The following is a 15,669-nucleotide window of genomic DNA, read 5'->3' as shown; positions in this document are numbered from 1 at the left end:
GTGGCCGGACCCACCGCCGCCGAACGCGGGGTACGTGAGCAGGAACCGTCCGGCCCGCCTCCCGCCCGGCGGCTGAGGCCGCCGAAGCCTCGTACGATCATCATCCTGGCGCTCGCCCTGGTCCTGCTCGGCGCGGGCGGCGGCTGGGTGCTGTACGGCTCCTCGTGGCTGCGCGTGGAGTGGGTGACCGTCTCCGGGACGCGCGTGCTGACGCCCGCGCAGGTGCGCGAGGCCGCCGACGTCCCGCTCGGGGCGCCGCTGGCCTCCCTCGACACCGGGGCGATCGAGACACGACTCCGCAGGAAATTGCCCCGAATTGACGCGGTTGACGTGGTCCGTTCCTGGCCCCATGGAATCGGGCTGAAAGTCGTCGAGCGCACTCCCGTCCTGCTGATGGAAAATCCCGACAATGCGGGCGGATTCGTGGAAGTGGACAAGGAAGGTGTCCGATTCGCCACGGTTTCACGGGCCATCAAAGACGTTCCCGTGCTGGAATTGGCGCCGTCCCGCTCCGGTTCGGCCGGAGCCAGCCTGCGCCGCTTCGGCGAGGGCCGCCTGGTGCGCGAGGCGGTCCGGACCGTGGCCGCCCTCCCGGCCGGGGTCGCCCGGGACACCCGTACCGTCAAGGTCCGTTCCTACGACGCCATCTCGCTGGAGCTGGACGGCGGCCGGACCGTCGCCTGGGGGAGTTCCGAGAAGGGCGCCGCGAAGGCCCGCGCGCTCACCGCCCTGATGAAAGCCGCGCCCGGTGCCCGGCACTTCGACGTGAGTGTTCCCACCGCCCCGGCGTCATCGGGGAGTTGACGCACATCCGCGCAGGCCAGCACCCTGGTTGGGCAGCGCTACGCCTGATCACATAGGGTGAAAAGAAAAACGGGAGGTTCGGCGTGTTCGTTGAACGTGCGCCACTTGTCGACTTAGTGTCCTGTTCAGAAGACTCCAGGGAACAGACACACTGGTAACCCTAAACTTCAGCGTTAGGGTTCGGGTCGGCACTACGGACCGTCCCATTCGGCATCAGTCGTCGCATCGCGGGGCGCAGCGCGTCCCGGTGATTCGGCGGCACGTAACTCGAGGCGAGAGGCCTTCGACGTGGCAGCACCGCAGAACTACCTCGCAGTCATCAAAGTCATCGGTGTCGGCGGCGGTGGTGTCAATGCCATCAACCGGATGATCGAGGTCGGTCTCAAGGGCGTCGAGTTCATCGCCATCAACACCGACGCGCAAGCCCTGTTGATGAGCGACGCCGACGTCAAGCTCGACGTCGGCCGGGAACTCACCCGCGGACTCGGCGCCGGAGCCAACCCGGCCGTCGGCCGCAAGGCCGCCGAGGACCACCGCGAGGAGATCGAGGAGGTCCTCAAGGGGGCCGACATGGTCTTCGTGACGGCCGGTGAGGGGGGCGGCACCGGCACCGGCGGCGCGCCCGTCGTGGCGAACATCGCCCGCTCCCTCGGCGCCCTCACCATCGGCGTGGTCACCCGCCCGTTCACCTTCGAGGGGCGGCGCCGCGCCAACCAGGCCGAGGACGGCATCGCGGAGCTGCGCGAAGAGGTCGACACCCTCATCGTCATCCCCAACGACCGGCTGCTGTCCATCTCCGACCGCCAGGTCTCCGTCCTCGACGCCTTCAAGTCGGCGGACCAGGTCCTGCTCTCCGGTGTCCAGGGCATCACCGACCTCATCACCACGCCCGGCCTGATCAACCTCGACTTCGCCGACGTCAAGTCGGTCATGTCCGAGGCCGGTTCCGCCCTGATGGGCATCGGCTCGGCCCGCGGCGACGACCGCGCGGTGGCCGCCGCCGAGATGGCGATCTCCTCGCCGCTGCTCGAAGCCTCCATCGACGGCGCCCGCGGGGTGCTGCTCTCCATCTCCGGCGGCTCCGACCTCGGCCTGTTCGAGATCAACGAGGCCGCCCAGCTCGTCAGCGAGGCCGCCCACCCCGAGGCCAACATCATCTTCGGCGCGGTCATCGACGACGCCCTCGGCGACGAGGTCCGGGTCACCGTGATCGCCGCCGGGTTCGACGGCGGCCAGCCCCCGTCGAAGCGGGACACCGTTCTCGGCTCCGCCACCGCCAAGCGCGAGGAGCCCACGCCGGTCCGGCCCGCCCCGGAGAGCCGCCCCACCTTCGGCGCGCTCGGCAGCGTCAAGCCGAAGGAGGAGCCGGAGCCCGCCCCCGAGCCGGTGAGCGACCTCCAGTCCCAGCCGCCGGTGCCGCCGTCGCGCAGCTACACGGACAGCGCGGCCGAGGAACTGGACGTTCCGGACTTCCTGAAGTGATAGGAAAGCGCTCCGGTAAGAGCACCGTGAACGGCGCGCACTTCGCCTTCACCGACCGGTGGGGCGGGGTGAGCGCCGTTCCGTACGAGGAGCTGAACCTCGGCGGCGCGGTCGGTGACGACCCCGCCGCCGTGCGCGCCAACCGCGAACTCGCCGCCAAGTCGCTGGACCTGGACCCGGGCCGGGTGGTCTGGATGAACCAGGTGCACGGCGCCGAGGTCGCGGTGGTCGACGGACCCTGGGGCGAGCGCCCCGTCCCCGAGGTCGACGCGCTCGTCACCACCGAGCGGGGGCTCGCGCTCGCCGTCCTCACCGCCGACTGCGTGCCCGTCCTGCTCGCCGACCCCGTCGCGGGCGTCGTCGCCGCGGCGCACGCGGGCCGTCCCGGCCTGGTCGCGGGCGTCGTCCCGGCGGCGCTACGCGCGATGACCGACCTGGGCGCCGAGCCCTCCCGGATCGTCGCCCGCACCGGACCCGCCGTCTGCGGGCGGTGCTACGAGGTGCCGGAGGCGATGCGCGCCGAGGTGGCCGCCGTGGAACCGGCGGCGTACGCCGTCACGAGCTGGGGCACGCCCGCGGTCGACGTGGCCGCCGGAGTGCACGCGCAGCTCGACCGGCTCGGGGTGTGCGACCGGGAGCAGTCGCCGGTGTGCACGCTGGAGTCGGACGATCACTTCTCGTACCGCCGCGACCGCGCCACCGGGCGGCTCGCGGGCTACGTCTGGCTGGACTGATGGGGCATGACGGACCGTAAGGACGAACTCGCGGCGAACCTCGCGAAAGTGGAGGAACGCATCGCCGCCGCGTGCGCCGCCGCCGGGCGCCGCCGCGACGAGGTGACCCTGATCGTGGTCACCAAGACCTACCCGGCGAGCGATGTGCGGTTCCTGGCCGAACTCGGCGTGCGGCACGTCGCGGAGAACCGCGACCAGGACGCCGCCCCGAAGGCTGCCGAGTGCGCGGATCTGCCGCTCACCTGGCACTTCGTGGGCCAGTTGCAGACCAACAAGGTGCGTTCCGTGGTCGGTTACGCCGATCTCGTGCAGTCCGTCGACCGTTCCCGGCTGGTGACCGCGCTGTCGAAGGAGGCGGTGCGCGCCGGGCGGGAGATCGGCTGCCTGATCCAGGTCGCCCTGGACGCGGGGGAGAGCGCCCGCGGTGAGCGCGGTGGCGTGGCGCCGGGCGGAATCGAAGAGTTGGCCGACCTCGTGGCGGCGGCCGACGGGCTCCGGCTCGACGGGCTGATGACCGTCGCCCCGCTCACCGGCGAGTACGCCGGACGCGAACAGGCGGCGTTCGAGCGGTTGATGGATTTGTCGACCCACCTGCGCGGAAGCCATCCGGCTGCGAACATGGTCTCGGCAGGAATGAGTGCGGACCTTGAGCAGGCCGTGGCGGCCGGGGCGACACATGTGCGCGTCGGCAGCGCGGTACTCGGAGTCCGCGTGAGGCTCGGGTAACGTCGCCAAGAAGTCGGACCACAGCAGAAAATATGGTCATTACCGTCGAAAGGCGGGCATAACGACCTCGTGGATCGCGGGCACTTGGCAGTCGTCAGCCGATCCACCACAGAGCGGAGGACTCAGAGCATGGCCGGCGCGATGCGCAAGATGGCGGTCTACCTCGGCCTCGTGGAGGACGATGGGTACGACGGCCGGGGATTCGACCCCGATGACGACTTCGAACCGGAACTCGACCCGGAGCCCGAGCGGGACCACCGGCGTCATGAACCGCCCCATTCGTCGCATAGCTCGCATCAGTCCCAAAGGGACGAAGAGGTACGAGTCGTACAGCCGTCCGCGCCCCGCGACCCGGTACCCCGTTCCGCTTCGCTCGCCGCGGAATCCGGGCGTCCGGCGCGCATCGCGCCCGTGGCGTCCATCACACAAGAACGCGCAAGCCTGGAGAAGAACGCACCGGTGATCATGCCCAAGGTCGTGTCGGAACGAGAGCCTTACCGGATCACCACACTTCACCCGCGGACCTACAACGAGGCCCGTACCATCGGGGAACACTTCCGTGAAGGCACCCCCGTGATCATGAACTTGACTGAGATGGATGACACAGACGCCAAGCGACTTGTCGACTTTGCGGCCGGTTTGGTGTTTGGTCTTCACGGCAGCATCGAGCGGGTGACGCAGAAGGTGTTCCTGTTGTCGCCTGCTAACGTCGATGTCACGGCGGAGGACAAGGCCCGCATCGCAGAGGGCGGGTTCTTCAACCAGAGCTGAGACGCACGACCGGTAGAAGTACCTAGAAGTACGGGAAACAGGGGAGAGGGAAGCACGAGTCATGAGCGTGGTCCTGGATGTCGTCTACATCGCGCTGATGTGCTTCCTCATCGTGCTGATCTTCCGGTTGGTCATGGACTACGTCTTCCAGTTCGCCCGCTCATGGCAACCCGGCAAGGCGATGGTGGTCGTTCTGGAGGCCACCTACACTGTCACTGATCCACCGCTCAAGCTTCTGCGGCGGTTCATTCCGCCGCTGCGTCTCGGGGGCGTGGCGCTCGACCTGTCCTTCTTCGTACTGATGATCATCGTCTACATCCTGATCTCTGTGGTGAGCCGGCTGTGAGCGATGTGACCTACCGTCTTGCCGAATGCCGACGACTACGTTGAGGTGAAGAGATGCCGTTGACCCCCGAGGACGTGCGGAACAAGCAGTTCACGACCGTCCGCCTCCGAGAAGGCTATGACGAGGACGAGGTCGATGCCTTCCTCGACGAGGTCGAAGCCGAACTGACCCGCCTGCTCCGGGAGAACGAGGACCTGCGCGCCAAGCTGGCCGCGGCGACGCGTGCCGCCGCGCAGAACCAGCAGAACATGCGCAAGCCCCCGGAGCAGCAGGACCAGCAGCACCCGCAGCAGGGTATGCGCGGTCCGGGCGGACCCGGTGGGCCTGGCGGCCATGGTGGTCCGGGCGGACCCGGTGGCCCCGGCGGTCCGGGCGCTCCGGTCCCCGCCGGGATATCGGGCCCGCCGCAGCAGCAGATGGGTGGCCCCATGGGTGGTCCGCCCCAGCTGCCGAGCGGTGCTCCGCAGCTGCCCCCCGGCCCGGGTGGGCAGGGTCCGCAGGGTCCCGGTCCGATGGGCCAGGGTCCGATGGGCCAGGGCCCGATGCAGGGCCAGATGGGACCCGGCCCGATGGGCGGTCCCATGGGCGGTCCGGGACACGGCCCCGGTATGCCCGGTCAGGGTCCCGGTGGCGACAGCGCCGCCCGGGTGCTCTCGCTCGCCCAGCAGACCGCCGACCAGGCGATCGCCGAGGCGCGCGCCGAGGCCAACAAGATCGTCGGCGAGGCCCGTTCGCGCGCCGAGGGCCTGGAGCGGGACGCCCGTGCCAAGGCTGACGCCCTGGAGCGGGACGCGCAGGAGAAGCACCGGGTCGCGATGGGCTCCCTGGAGTCCGCCCGCGCCACCCTGGAGCGCAAGGTCGAGGACCTGCGCGGCTTCGAGCGCGAGTACCGCACGCGGCTGAAGTCGTACCTGGAGTCGCAGCTGCGCCAGCTGGAGACCCAGGCCGACGACTCGCTGGCCCCGCCGCGCACTCCGGCCGCCGCCTCCCTGCCGCCGTCCCCGGCGCCCTCCATGGCTCCGGCCGGTGCGGGTGCCCCGTCCTACGGCGGCAACCAGGGCATGGGCAGTGGCGGTCCGGCTCCGGCCGCTCCGTCCTACGGCGGTCAGCAGCAGATGTCGCCCGCGATGACCCAGCCGATGGCGCCGGTGCGTCCGCAGGGTCCGGGCCCGATGGGTCAGGCGCCCTCGCCGATGCGCGGGTTCCTCATCGACGAGGACGACAACTGACGGCCGCATGACCAGGAGTACGCCGTAGGCGTCGGCAGCGTTCAAAAGGGGCGGGCCCCGGATTCCGATCCGGGGCCCGCCCCTTTTACCCGTGTTGATCGCGCAAGCGCGGGGTGCGCAGGGACGCGGGGTGCGCGGGAAGGGATTTCCCGTGCCCCCCGCCCGCTTACGCCTTGCGCAGGCGGAACGTCAGCGACAGACCCTCGTCCGAGAAGGCGGAGCCGTAGGTGTCGTCCGCCTCACCCTGGGCGAAGTCCGTCGCGAGCACCTCGTCGGCGATCAGGCCCGCGTGCTCGGTGAGCGCGGCGACGGTCGCCGCCTCCGTGGCGGTCCAGCGCAGCGCGATCCGGTCGGCCACGTCGAGGCCGCTGTTCTTGCGGGCCTCCTGGATCAGCCGGATCGCGTCCCGGGCGAGACCGGCGCGGCGCAGCTCCTCGGTGATCTCCAGGTCGAGGGCGACCGTCGCGCCCGCGTCGGACGCCACCGACCAGCCCTCGCGCGGGGTCTCCGTGATGATGACCTCGTCGGGGGCGAGGGTGATCGTCTCGCCGTCGACCTCGACCGACGCCGTGCCCTCGCGCAGGGCGAGGGAGAGCGCCGCCGCGTCCGCGTTCGCCACGGCCTTGGCGACGTCCTGGACGCGCTTGCCGAACCGCTTGCCCAGCGCCCGGAAGTTGGCCTTCGCGGTGGTGTCGACCAGGCTGCCGCCGACCTCGCTGAGGGAGGCGAGGGACTCGACGTTCAGCTCCTCCGTGATCTGCGCGTGCAGCTCGGGGGAGAGCGCGTCGAAGCCCGTCGCCGCGACCAGGGCCCGGCGCAGCGGCTGGCGGGTCTTGACGCCCGACTCCGCGCGCGTGGCCCGGCCCAGCTCCACCAGGCGGCGCACCAGCACCATCTGCCGCGACAGCTCCGGGTCGATGGCGGTGAGGTCCGCCTCCGGCCAGGAGGACAGGTGCACCGACTCCGGCGCCCCGGGCGTGACCGGGACGACCAGGTCCTGCCAGACCCGCTCGGTGATGAACGGGGTCAGCGGGGCCATCAGCTTCGTGACCGTCTCGACGACCTCGTGCAGGGTGCGCAGCGCCGCCTTGTCGCCCTGCCAGAAGCGGCGCCGGGAGCGGCGTACGTACCAGTTCGACAGGTCGTCGACGAACGCGGAGAGCAGCTTGCCTGCGCGCTGGGTGTCGTACGCCTCCAGGGACTGGGTCACCTGGTCGGTCAGCGCGTGCAGTTCGGACAGCAGCCAGCGGTCGAGCAGCGGGCGGTCCGCCGGGGCCGGGTCGGCCGCGGAGGGCGCCCAGTTCGACGTGCGGGCGTAAAGGGCCTGGAAGGCGACCGTGTTCCAGTACGTGAGGAGCGTCTTGCGGACGACCTCCTGGATGGTGCCGTGGCCGACCCTGCGGGCCGCCCAGGGGGAGCCACCGGCCGCCATGAACCAGCGCACCGCGTCCGCGCCGTGCTGGTCCATCAGCGGGATGGGCTGGAGGATGTTGCCCAGGTGCTTGGACATCTTCCGGCCGTCCTCGGCGAGGATGTGCCCGAGGCAGACGACGTTCTCGTACGACGACTTGTCGAAGACCAGGGTGCCGACCGCCATCAGCGTGTAGAACCACCCGCGCGTCTGGTCGATGGCCTCGCTGATGAACTGCGCGGGGTAGCGGGACTCGAACAGGTCCTTGTTCTTGTACGGGTAGCCCCACTGCGCGAACGGCATCGAACCGGAGTCGTACCAGGCGTCGATGACCTCCGGCACGCGCGTGGCCGTCTTCGCGCAGCTCGGGCAGGCGAAGGTGACCTCGTCGATGTACGGGCGGTGCGGGTCGAGTTCGGACTGGTCGGTGCCGGTCAGCTCGGTCAGCTCCGCGCGGGAGCCGACGACCGTGAGGTGGTCGTCCTCGCAGCGCCAGATGGGCAGCGGGGTGCCCCAGTAGCGGTTGCGGGAGAGCGCCCAGTCGATGTTGTTGTTCAGCCAGTCGCCGTAGCGGCCGTTCTTGACCGTGTCGGGGAACCAGTTGGTGTTCTGGTTCTCCTCCAGGAGGCGGTCCTTGATGGCCGTGGTGCGGATGTACCAGGACGGCTGCGCGTAGTAGAGGAGCGCGGTGTGGCAGCGCCAGCAGTGCGGGTAGCTGTGCTCGTACGGCAGGTGCCTGAAGAGCAGGCCGCGCGCGCCGAGGTCCTCGGTGAGCTGCTCGTCGGCCTTCTTGAAGAAGGCGCCGCCGACGAGGGGCAGGTCCGCCTCGAAGGTGCCGTCCGGGCGGACGGGGTTCACCACGGGCAGGCCGTAGGCGCGGCAGACCTTGAGGTCGTCCTCACCGAAGGCGGGGGACTGGTGGACCAGACCGGTGCCGTCCTCCGTCGTGACGTACTCGGCGTTCACGACGAAGTGGGCCTCGGCCGGGAACTCCACCAGCTCGAACGGGCGCTGGTAGGTCCAGCGCTCCATCTCGGCGCCGGTGAAGGTCTGCCCGGTGGGCTCCCAGCCCTCGCCGAGCGCCTTGCCGACCAGCGGCTCGGCGACGACCAGCTTCTCCTCGCCGTTGCTCGCGACGACGTAGGTGACCTCCGGGTGGGCGGCGACCGCGGTGTTGGAGACCAGCGTCCACGGCGTGGTCGTCCAGATCAGCAGCGCGGCCTCGCCCGCCAGCGGGCCGGAGGTGAGCGGGAAGCGGACGTAGACGGACGGGTCGACGACCGTCTCGTAGCCCTGGGCCAGCTCGTGGTCGGACAGGCCGGTGCCGCAGCGGGGGCACCAGGGGGCGACGCGGTGGTCCTGGACCAGCAGGCCCTTGGTGAAGATCTCCTTCAGCGACCACCAGACCGACTCGATGTACTCGGGGTCCATCGTGCGGTACGCCTCGTCCATGTCGACCCAGTAGCCCATGCGGGTCGTCAGCTCGGCGAAGGCGTCGGTGTGGCGGGTCACGGACTCGCGGCACCTGTCGTTGAACGCGGCGATGCCGTACGCCTCGATGTCCTGCTTGCCGCTGAAGCCCAGCTCCTTCTCGACCGCCAGCTCCACCGGGAGGCCGTGGCAGTCCCAGCCCGCCTTGCGGGCGACGTGGTAGCCGCGCATGGTGCGGAAGCGGGGGAAGACGTCCTTGAAGACGCGGGCCTCGATGTGGTGGGCGCCCGGCATACCGTTGGCGGTGGGCGGGCCCTCGTAGAACACCCATTCGGGGCGACCCTCGGACTGCTCCAGGCTCTTGGCGAAGATCTTCTGCTCGCGCCAGAAGTCGAGCACGGCGTGCTCGAGGGCGGGCAGGTCGACCTGGGCGGGCACCTGGCGGTACGTAGGCGATGTCATCAGCGAGCTTCCTCCGGCGGACTTGCTGCCTTCCGTCCGGAGGGACGAGAGCTGTGTCTTCCTGCGCCGGTCTCGGCGCGCTCCCGCGGTACCACCCTCCTTGGCCCTCCGGTGCGGGGTGTGCACCGGTGAGCCCCCTCATTGGGGTCGCGATGCCGGGTCTACTCACCGTCACTGTGCGTGTTCGGGCTTTCTTCCGGCGGCTCCGGGGTGATCTTCACGCCGCGCTCACCCCCGGGCTCACACCGTCCCCGGGTCGCTCTGGGCTGCGTACGACGCTACTCGTCCCCATCGACGCTTCTCGCTCCGCCCAGTGTACGGCGCCCCGCGGACAGTGGCCGACCGGTTTTCGGCGCGGTGCGGCCGGGTGGTTACCCGGCGGAAGGCTGGGCACAACGGATGCATGTCGGTCGCGGTGGGGTCGCGGGCCGGGCGTATCGGGCGGCGTGCCCGGTTGCCGCGGGGCTGAAGTCGATTTATCGTCCCAGCACGATTCGCGTGCAAGATCACAATATGTGAAGGGGCCGCGGCCATGGTGGCGAAGAAGACCGCCGTACAGCAGCCGGCGTCCTCCGGTGGTTCGACGAGGACATCCGGAGGTGCGGCCAAGGACGTGGCGGGGAAGAAGAGCACGACGGCCCCGACGAAGAAGACGGCCGCCAAGAAGACGGCCCCCCGGCGGCGGTCCGACGACGGGAGCACGACGAAGAGCGCGGCGAAGAGCACAACCGAGGCGAAGAGCACGACCGAGAAGAGCACGACCGAGAAGAGCACGACCGAGAAGAGCACGACCGAGAAGAGCACCACCCCACGCGCGGCGAAGAAGGCCACGGCCAAGAAGGCGACGGCCAGGAAGAGCACGGCCAAGAAGGCGGGCGCGGCACAGGCCGCGAAGCAGACGGGAGCCACGACGGTGGTTGCGAAGAAGACCCCTGGTACGGCCACGGCGGCCAAGACCGCCGTTCCCAAGGCGCGGATCGCCGCGGTGGAGCCCGGCGAGCTGGCGGTGCGCCCCGGTGAGGACCCCTGGACCCCGGACGAGGTCGCGGAGGCGCGCGCGGAGCTGGTGTCCGAGGCGGACCGGCTGCGCTCCGAGATCGAGGGCATCGAGCGGTCCCTCGCCGGTCTGATGCGGGACTCCGGGGACGGCGCGGGCGACGACCAGGCGGACACCGGCGCCAAGAACATCACGCGTGAGCACGAGCTGGCGCTGGCCGCCAACGCGCGCGAGATGCTCACCCAGACCGAGCGCGCCCTGGAGCGGCTCGACGCGGGCACCTACGGCCTGTGCGACAGCTGTGGCAAGCCCATCGGCAAGGCGCGGATGCAGGCGTTCCCGCGGGCGACGCTGTGCGTGGAGTGCAAGCAGAAGCAGGAGCGACGGTACTGAGGCGAGCACGTGGGTCCCGCACGGTGTGTCGTACCCTCGTGCTCAGTCGGCACCTAGGTTGAGGGACTCACGTGGCAGAGGCGGAGCGCATCATCGGTACGCCGGACACCCCGGACGCGGCGCGGGCCGAGCGGGAGCGGCGCGGCGACGGCACGGCGTCGGGCGAGCGGTCCGGCGCGGGCGGCCCGGAGACGGACGCCGGTTCCGCCGCGCCCGCCGAGGCCGGGCGGGCCGGGGAGGCGGCCGGTGACGCCGGGGAGGCGGCCGGTGACGCCGGGGAACCGGCTCCGGCCGGGGAGCCGCGCGGCAGGCGGCGGATCGCCGTGCTGTTCGCGGTCGCCGTCTTCGCCTACGCCCTCGACCTGGTCAGCAAGATGATCGTGGTCGCCAAGCTGGAGCACCACGAGCCCATCGAGATCATCGGGGACTGGCTGCGGTTCGAGGCGATCCGCAACGCGGGCGCGGCCTTCGGCTTCGGCGAGGCGTTCACGGTGATCTTCACGGTGATCGCGGCGGTGGTGATCGTGGTGATCGCCCGGCTCGCCCGCAAGCTCTACAGCCTGCCCTGGGCCATCGCGCTCGGGCTGCTGCTCGGCGGCGCGCTCGGCAACCTCACCGACCGGATCTTCCGGGCGCCGGGGGTCTTCGAGGGCGCGGTCGTCGACTTCATCGCGCCCAAGCACTTCGCCGTCTTCAACCTCGCCGACTCCGCGATCGTCTGCGGCGGCGTCCTGATCGTGCTGCTGTCGTTCCGGGGGCTCGACCCGGACGGGACCGTCCACAAGGACTGAGCGCCCGGGACGGGCTCTCGTACGGGGCTGTCCGACCCGTCCGGCATACTCGACGGGTGAGCACGATTCCCGAGATCCGTACCCTGCCCGTGCCGGACGGCCTGGAGGGCGAGCGCGTCGACGCCGCCATCTCCCGCATGTTCGGCTTCTCCCGTACCAAGGCGGCCGAGCTGGCCGCGGCGGGCAAGGTGCTGGTGGACGGCGCGGTGGTCGGCAAGTCCGAGCGCGTCCGCGGCGGCGCCTGGCTGGAGGTCGAGATGCCGGGGGCCGCCGCTCCGGTGCGGGTGGTGGCCGAGCCGGTCGAGGGCATGGAGATCGTGCACGACGACGATGACGTGGTCGTCATCGTCAAGCCGGTCGGCGTCGCCGCGCACCCGTCGCCGGGCTGGACCGGGCCGACGGTGATCGGCGGTCTGGCCGCCGCCGGGTACCGCATCTCCACCTCCGGCGCCGCCGAGCGCCAGGGCATCGTGCACCGGCTGGACGTCGGCACCTCCGGCCTGATGGTGGTGGCCAAGTCGGAGTACGCGTACACGTCGCTGAAGCGCCAGTTCAAGGAGCGCACGGTCGACAAGCGCTACCACACGCTCGTGCAGGGCCACCCCGACCCGACCAGCGGCACCATCGACGCGCCCATCGGCCGCCACCCGCAGCACGACTACAAGTGGGCGGTCACGGCGGACGGCAAGCCCTCCGTCACCCACTACGACCTGATCGAGGCGTTCCGCGCGGCCTCCCTGCTCGACGTGAAGCTGGAGACCGGCCGCACCCACCAGATCCGCGTCCACATGGCCGCCCACCGCCACCCCTGCGTCGGTGACCTCACCTACGGCGCGGACCCGACGCTGGGCAAGCGGCTCGGCCTGACCCGGCAGTGGCTGCACGCCGTACGCCTCGGCTTCGAGCACCCCGGCGACGGCCAGTGGGTGGAGTACGCCTGCGACTACCCCGAGGACCTCCAGCGGGCCCTCGACCAGGTGCGGGCCGAGACCTACGGCTGAGCGGCCGCCGCTCAGGGGCGATTCGGGCGCGGGGCCGTGTGGGGAGTCGCGTGCGCCCGGCGCGGCGCGCCGTCCGGGGAGGGCGACGGCCGGGGGACGCCGTTGGGCAGCACCGCGTCGGCCGTGTTGACGCGCGGCAGGGCGTAGGGGTGTTCCTTCACCAGCCAGGTGATCATCTGCTCGCGGACCGTGACCCGGACCGTCCAGACGTCGTCCGCGTCCTTGGCGGTCATCAGCGCCCGCACCTCCATGGTGTTCGGGGTGCTGTCGGTGACGGCCAGGCCGTAGTCGCGGCCGTCCCAGGCCGGGCAGTTGCGCAGGATGTCCCGGAGCCGCTCGCGCATCGCGTCCAGCGGCGCCGAGTGGTCGAGCTGCCAGTAGACGACGCCGGTGAGCTGCGAGGTGCCGCGGGTCCAGTTCTGGAACGGCTTGGACGTGAAGTACGACACCGGCATGGTGATCCGGCGCTCGTCCCAGGTGCGGACCGTGAGGTAGGTCAGGGTGACCTCCTCGACGGTGCCCCACTCGCCGTCCACCACGACGGTGTCACCGAGCCGGACCATGTCGCCGAAGGCGATCTGGAAGCCCGCGAACATGTTGCCCAGCGTGGACTGCGCGGCGACACCGGCGACGATGCCGATGATGCCCGCCGACGCCAGCAGCGAGGCGCCCGCCGCCCGCATCGCGGGGAACGTCAGCAGCATCGCCGCCACGGCCACCACCCCGACGACGGCCGCGACGACCCGCATGATCAGGGAGACCTGGGTGCGGACCCGGCGCACCCGCGCGGGGTCGCGCTGGGCGCGGTGGCTGGCGTAGCGGGTGTACGACGTCTCGACGACGGCCGCCGCCATCCTGATCACCAGCCAGGCGGCGGAGCCGATCAGCACCAGGGTGAGCGTCCGGCCGATGCCGATCTCGTGCTCCTGGAGCAGCCGGGCCGAGTCGTAGGAGCCTCTCAGCAGCGCGGCGCACAGCACCAGTTGGTAGGGGATGCGGCCACGCCTGAGCAGACCCCACAGCGGGGTCTCGGGGTGGCGCCGGTCGGCCTTGCACAGCAGGCGGTCGGTGACCCAGCCGATGAACAGCGTCAGGACGACCGAGCCGCCGACCACGATGAGCGGGCGGAGCAGATTCTCCATGTCTTCGAACGTAACCAGCGTCGGGCGGCCCTGAACATGTGACTTCGGGTACGTTCCGGGTAGGGCAGCGTGTGTGGGGTGTCAGACCCGGCTGGCACCATGGCCCCATGAACATCATGCTCTTCCACTCGGCCTACGGACCGCGCCCGGCGGTGCGCGCGGCGGCGGACCGGCTGCGTGCCGCGGGACACGAGGTGTGGACGCCGGACCTGTTCGACGGCGCGACGTTCGAGACGGTCGAGGAGGGCATGGCCCACCAGGACGCGATCGGCAAGGACGAGCTGCTCAGACGGGCGGTGCTGGCCGCCGCGCCGTACTCGGAGCGCGGTCTGGTGTACGCCGGGTTCTCCCTCGGCGCGTCCATCGCGCAGACGCTGGCGCTCGGCGACGAGAAGGCGCGCGGCCTGCTGCTCCTGCACGGCACCTCGGACATCGCGCCGAACGCCGCCGTGGACGGGCTGCCGGTGCAACTGCACGTGGCCGAGCCGGACCCGTTCGAGACGGACGACTGGCTCAGCGCCTGGTACCTCCAGCTCGGCCGGGCGGGCGCGGACGTGGAGGTCTACCGGTACGCCGGGGCCGGTCACCTCTACACCGACCCCGGCCTGCCGGACTACGACGAGGAGGCCGCCGAGGCCACCTGGCGGGTGGCGCTCGGCTTCCTCGGCACGCTGTAGCGGCTGGCTCAGCCAGCCGCGCGGTACGCGGCCCAGCTCTGCTGCATCCGCGTCACCTGGCCCGCGGTGAACTGGTACATGCAGGAGTCGTAGGTGTAGTCCATGAAGTTGTGGATCGGGTCGGCGCCCGCGCTGCGGGTGCAGGTGTCCCGGCCCGTGGGGCACTGGTAGGCGGCGCTCTTCTCGGCCGGGGTGTCGTCGACGTAGTCGCCGCTGCCGTTACAGCCGCCCTGGAAGGTGTGGTACAGGCCCATCCAGTGGCCGACCTCGTGGGTGGCGGTGTCGCCCTCGTCGTAGTTGGTGGCCGAGCCGCCGGGCAGGGAGGCGTCGAGGATGACGACGCCGTCCATGGAGGGGCTGGACTTGTAGGAGCTGGGGAAGGTGGCCCAGCCGAGGAGGCCGCCGCCGATGTTGGCGGTGTAGATGTTGAGCGCGCCCGCGCCGCCCTTGCGCAGGGCGGACTTCATGGCCTTCTCCTCCTGGGAGCCGTAGCCCACGGTGTACCAGGCGGCGTTGTCGGTGTAGTCGGTCCCGGCCAGGGTGAACTGGAAGCCGGAGTCGGTGTTGCCGGTGCCCTGGCCCGCGTACGCCGCGTTCAGCACGTTCATCTGGGCGTTGACGTCGGTGGCGGAGAGCTTGCCCGCGTTGCCGTTGTGGATCACGTGGAAGTAGACCGGGATGCTGGTCGAGGCGGCGGCTTCCAGGCCGCGGCGGCTGGACGGCAGCTTGTCGAGCTGCTTGCGCAGGTCGGCGTCCATCGCCTGGGCGCGGGCGGTGCTGATCTCGTTCGGCTCGGCGATGTGCTCGCCCGCGCCGGGGCGGGCCTCACGGGCGGCGGCGTGGGCGCCGGTGTCCTCGGCGCACTCGGCGGCCGACGGGGTGCTGGCCGCCGCGACGCCGGTGGGGGCCGACACCGGGGCGAGCAGCAGGGTTCCGGCCACGGCGGCGGTGCCGAGAAGGCGTCTGCTCGTGAGGGGTGATATCCGGGCAAGCGCACGCATGTTGACTCCTGGCGGATGCGGTGGGGAGAGGGGCGCAGGGGTCTTCCTGGCCATCCGCCCGGAGATTACGTGGACATGACCAGGGTCGAAGAGGAGTGATCAAGCCCAATCAAATAACCGGCAAACAGGGAGGATTGGGGAGATGAATTGACGGGCCGTCCGGAGTTTGAGATCCCCACGTAACGAGGACGGTGACCAGGGCGGGTGGTGTGTCCGTATTCGGACCACGGCTCGCACCACCCGCCGTAGCGACGTGATCTTTCCTTAACCC

The 15,669-nt window shown here is 70.8% G+C and carries 14 protein-coding genes; 11 read left to right on the top strand and 3 right to left on the bottom strand.

Going from position 1 to position 15,669, the window contains the following annotated elements; translation table 11 throughout:
• The 7 genes from ACFQZ6_RS09105 (at nt 1) to ACFQZ6_RS09075 (ending at nt 6,092) form a co-directional block, all read left to right on the top strand.
• A complete protein-coding gene (locus tag ACFQZ6_RS09105) occupies nt 1–804 on the top strand; it encodes a cell division protein FtsQ/DivIB (RefSeq protein WP_381606465.1) in 804 nt (267 codons plus the stop codon).
• A 288-nt stretch (nt 805–1,092) separates the two neighbouring features.
• Complete coding sequence (gene ftsZ, locus ACFQZ6_RS09100) at nt 1,093–2,286, top strand: cell division protein FtsZ (protein ID WP_381606463.1); 1,194 nt, start codon at nt 1,093–1,095, stop codon at nt 2,284–2,286.
• 26 nt (nt 2,287–2,312) lie between these two features.
• Nucleotides 2,313–3,020, top strand: a complete 708-nt coding sequence (pgeF, locus tag ACFQZ6_RS09095) for a peptidoglycan editing factor PgeF (protein ID WP_381606461.1) — start codon at nt 2,313–2,315, stop codon at nt 3,018–3,020.
• Between the two features lie 6 nt (nt 3,021–3,026).
• Nucleotides 3,027–3,746 (top strand): YggS family pyridoxal phosphate-dependent enzyme, encoded by a 720-nt coding sequence (locus ACFQZ6_RS09090; protein ID WP_381606459.1) that lies wholly within the window; start codon nt 3,027–3,029, stop codon nt 3,744–3,746.
• 129 nt (nt 3,747–3,875) lie between these two features.
• A complete protein-coding gene (locus tag ACFQZ6_RS09085; RefSeq protein ID WP_381606457.1) occupies nt 3,876–4,517 on the top strand; it encodes a cell division protein SepF in 642 nt (213 codons plus the stop codon).
• 61 nt (nt 4,518–4,578) lie between these two features.
• On the top strand, nt 4,579–4,863 hold the full coding sequence (locus ACFQZ6_RS09080) for a YggT family protein (protein ID WP_033318070.1): 285 nt from the start codon (nt 4,579–4,581) through the stop codon (nt 4,861–4,863).
• A 53-nt stretch (nt 4,864–4,916) separates the two neighbouring features.
• On the top strand, nt 4,917–6,092 hold the full coding sequence (locus ACFQZ6_RS09075) for a DivIVA domain-containing protein (protein ID WP_381606454.1): 1,176 nt from the start codon (nt 4,917–4,919) through the stop codon (nt 6,090–6,092).
• A 166-nt stretch (nt 6,093–6,258) separates the two neighbouring features.
• On the opposite strand, the gene ileS is transcribed toward ACFQZ6_RS09075, so the two are convergent.
• Nucleotides 6,259–9,396: an isoleucine--tRNA ligase gene (gene ileS / locus ACFQZ6_RS09070; RefSeq protein WP_381606452.1), complete on the bottom strand. Its 3,138-nt coding sequence runs from the start codon at nt 9,394–9,396 to the stop codon at nt 6,259–6,261.
• Between the two features lie 532 nt (nt 9,397–9,928).
• Between ileS and ACFQZ6_RS09065 the strand changes: the two genes are divergently transcribed.
• From ACFQZ6_RS09065 to ACFQZ6_RS09055, 3 genes are all read left to right on the top strand, one after another.
• The gene (locus ACFQZ6_RS09065) at nt 9,929–10,786 is read left to right on the top strand and encodes a TraR/DksA family transcriptional regulator (protein ID WP_381606450.1); all 858 of its coding nucleotides are present in this window, start codon (nt 9,929–9,931) and stop codon (nt 10,784–10,786) included.
• Nucleotides 10,787–10,857: 71 nt separating this feature from the next.
• Nucleotides 10,858–11,577 carry a signal peptidase II gene (gene lspA, locus ACFQZ6_RS09060; RefSeq protein WP_381606448.1) on the top strand — a complete coding sequence of 240 codons (720 nt, stop codon included), beginning with the start codon at nt 10,858–10,860 and terminating at the stop codon, nt 11,575–11,577.
• Between the two features lie 56 nt (nt 11,578–11,633).
• On the top strand, nt 11,634–12,578 hold the full coding sequence (locus ACFQZ6_RS09055) for an RluA family pseudouridine synthase (protein ID WP_381606446.1): 945 nt from the start codon (nt 11,634–11,636) through the stop codon (nt 12,576–12,578).
• An 11-nt stretch (nt 12,579–12,589) separates the two neighbouring features.
• Here ACFQZ6_RS09055 and ACFQZ6_RS09050 read toward each other — a convergent pair whose 3' ends face one another.
• Entirely contained in the window at nt 12,590–13,720 is a 1,131-nt protein-coding gene (locus ACFQZ6_RS09050; RefSeq protein WP_381606444.1) for a mechanosensitive ion channel family protein, read from the bottom strand.
• A 107-nt stretch (nt 13,721–13,827) separates the two neighbouring features.
• Between ACFQZ6_RS09050 and ACFQZ6_RS09045 the strand changes: the two genes are divergently transcribed.
• A complete protein-coding gene (locus ACFQZ6_RS09045; RefSeq protein WP_381606441.1) occupies nt 13,828–14,397 on the top strand; it encodes a dienelactone hydrolase family protein in 570 nt (189 codons plus the stop codon).
• Between the two features lie 8 nt (nt 14,398–14,405).
• On the opposite strand, the gene ACFQZ6_RS09040 is transcribed toward ACFQZ6_RS09045, so the two are convergent.
• Entirely contained in the window at nt 14,406–15,398 is a 993-nt protein-coding gene (locus tag ACFQZ6_RS09040; protein WP_381606440.1) for a zinc metalloprotease, read from the bottom strand.
• Between the last annotated feature and the right edge of the window lie 271 nt (nt 15,399–15,669).

Origin of the sequence: Streptomyces flavalbus, assembly GCF_042674625.1 — a bacterium.
Classification (GTDB): Bacteria; Actinomycetota; Actinomycetes; order Streptomycetales; family Streptomycetaceae; genus Streptomyces; species Streptomyces flavalbus.
The sequence above is the reverse complement of the archived record's forward strand: the minus strand, read 5'-3'. Positions and strand labels throughout refer to the sequence as shown.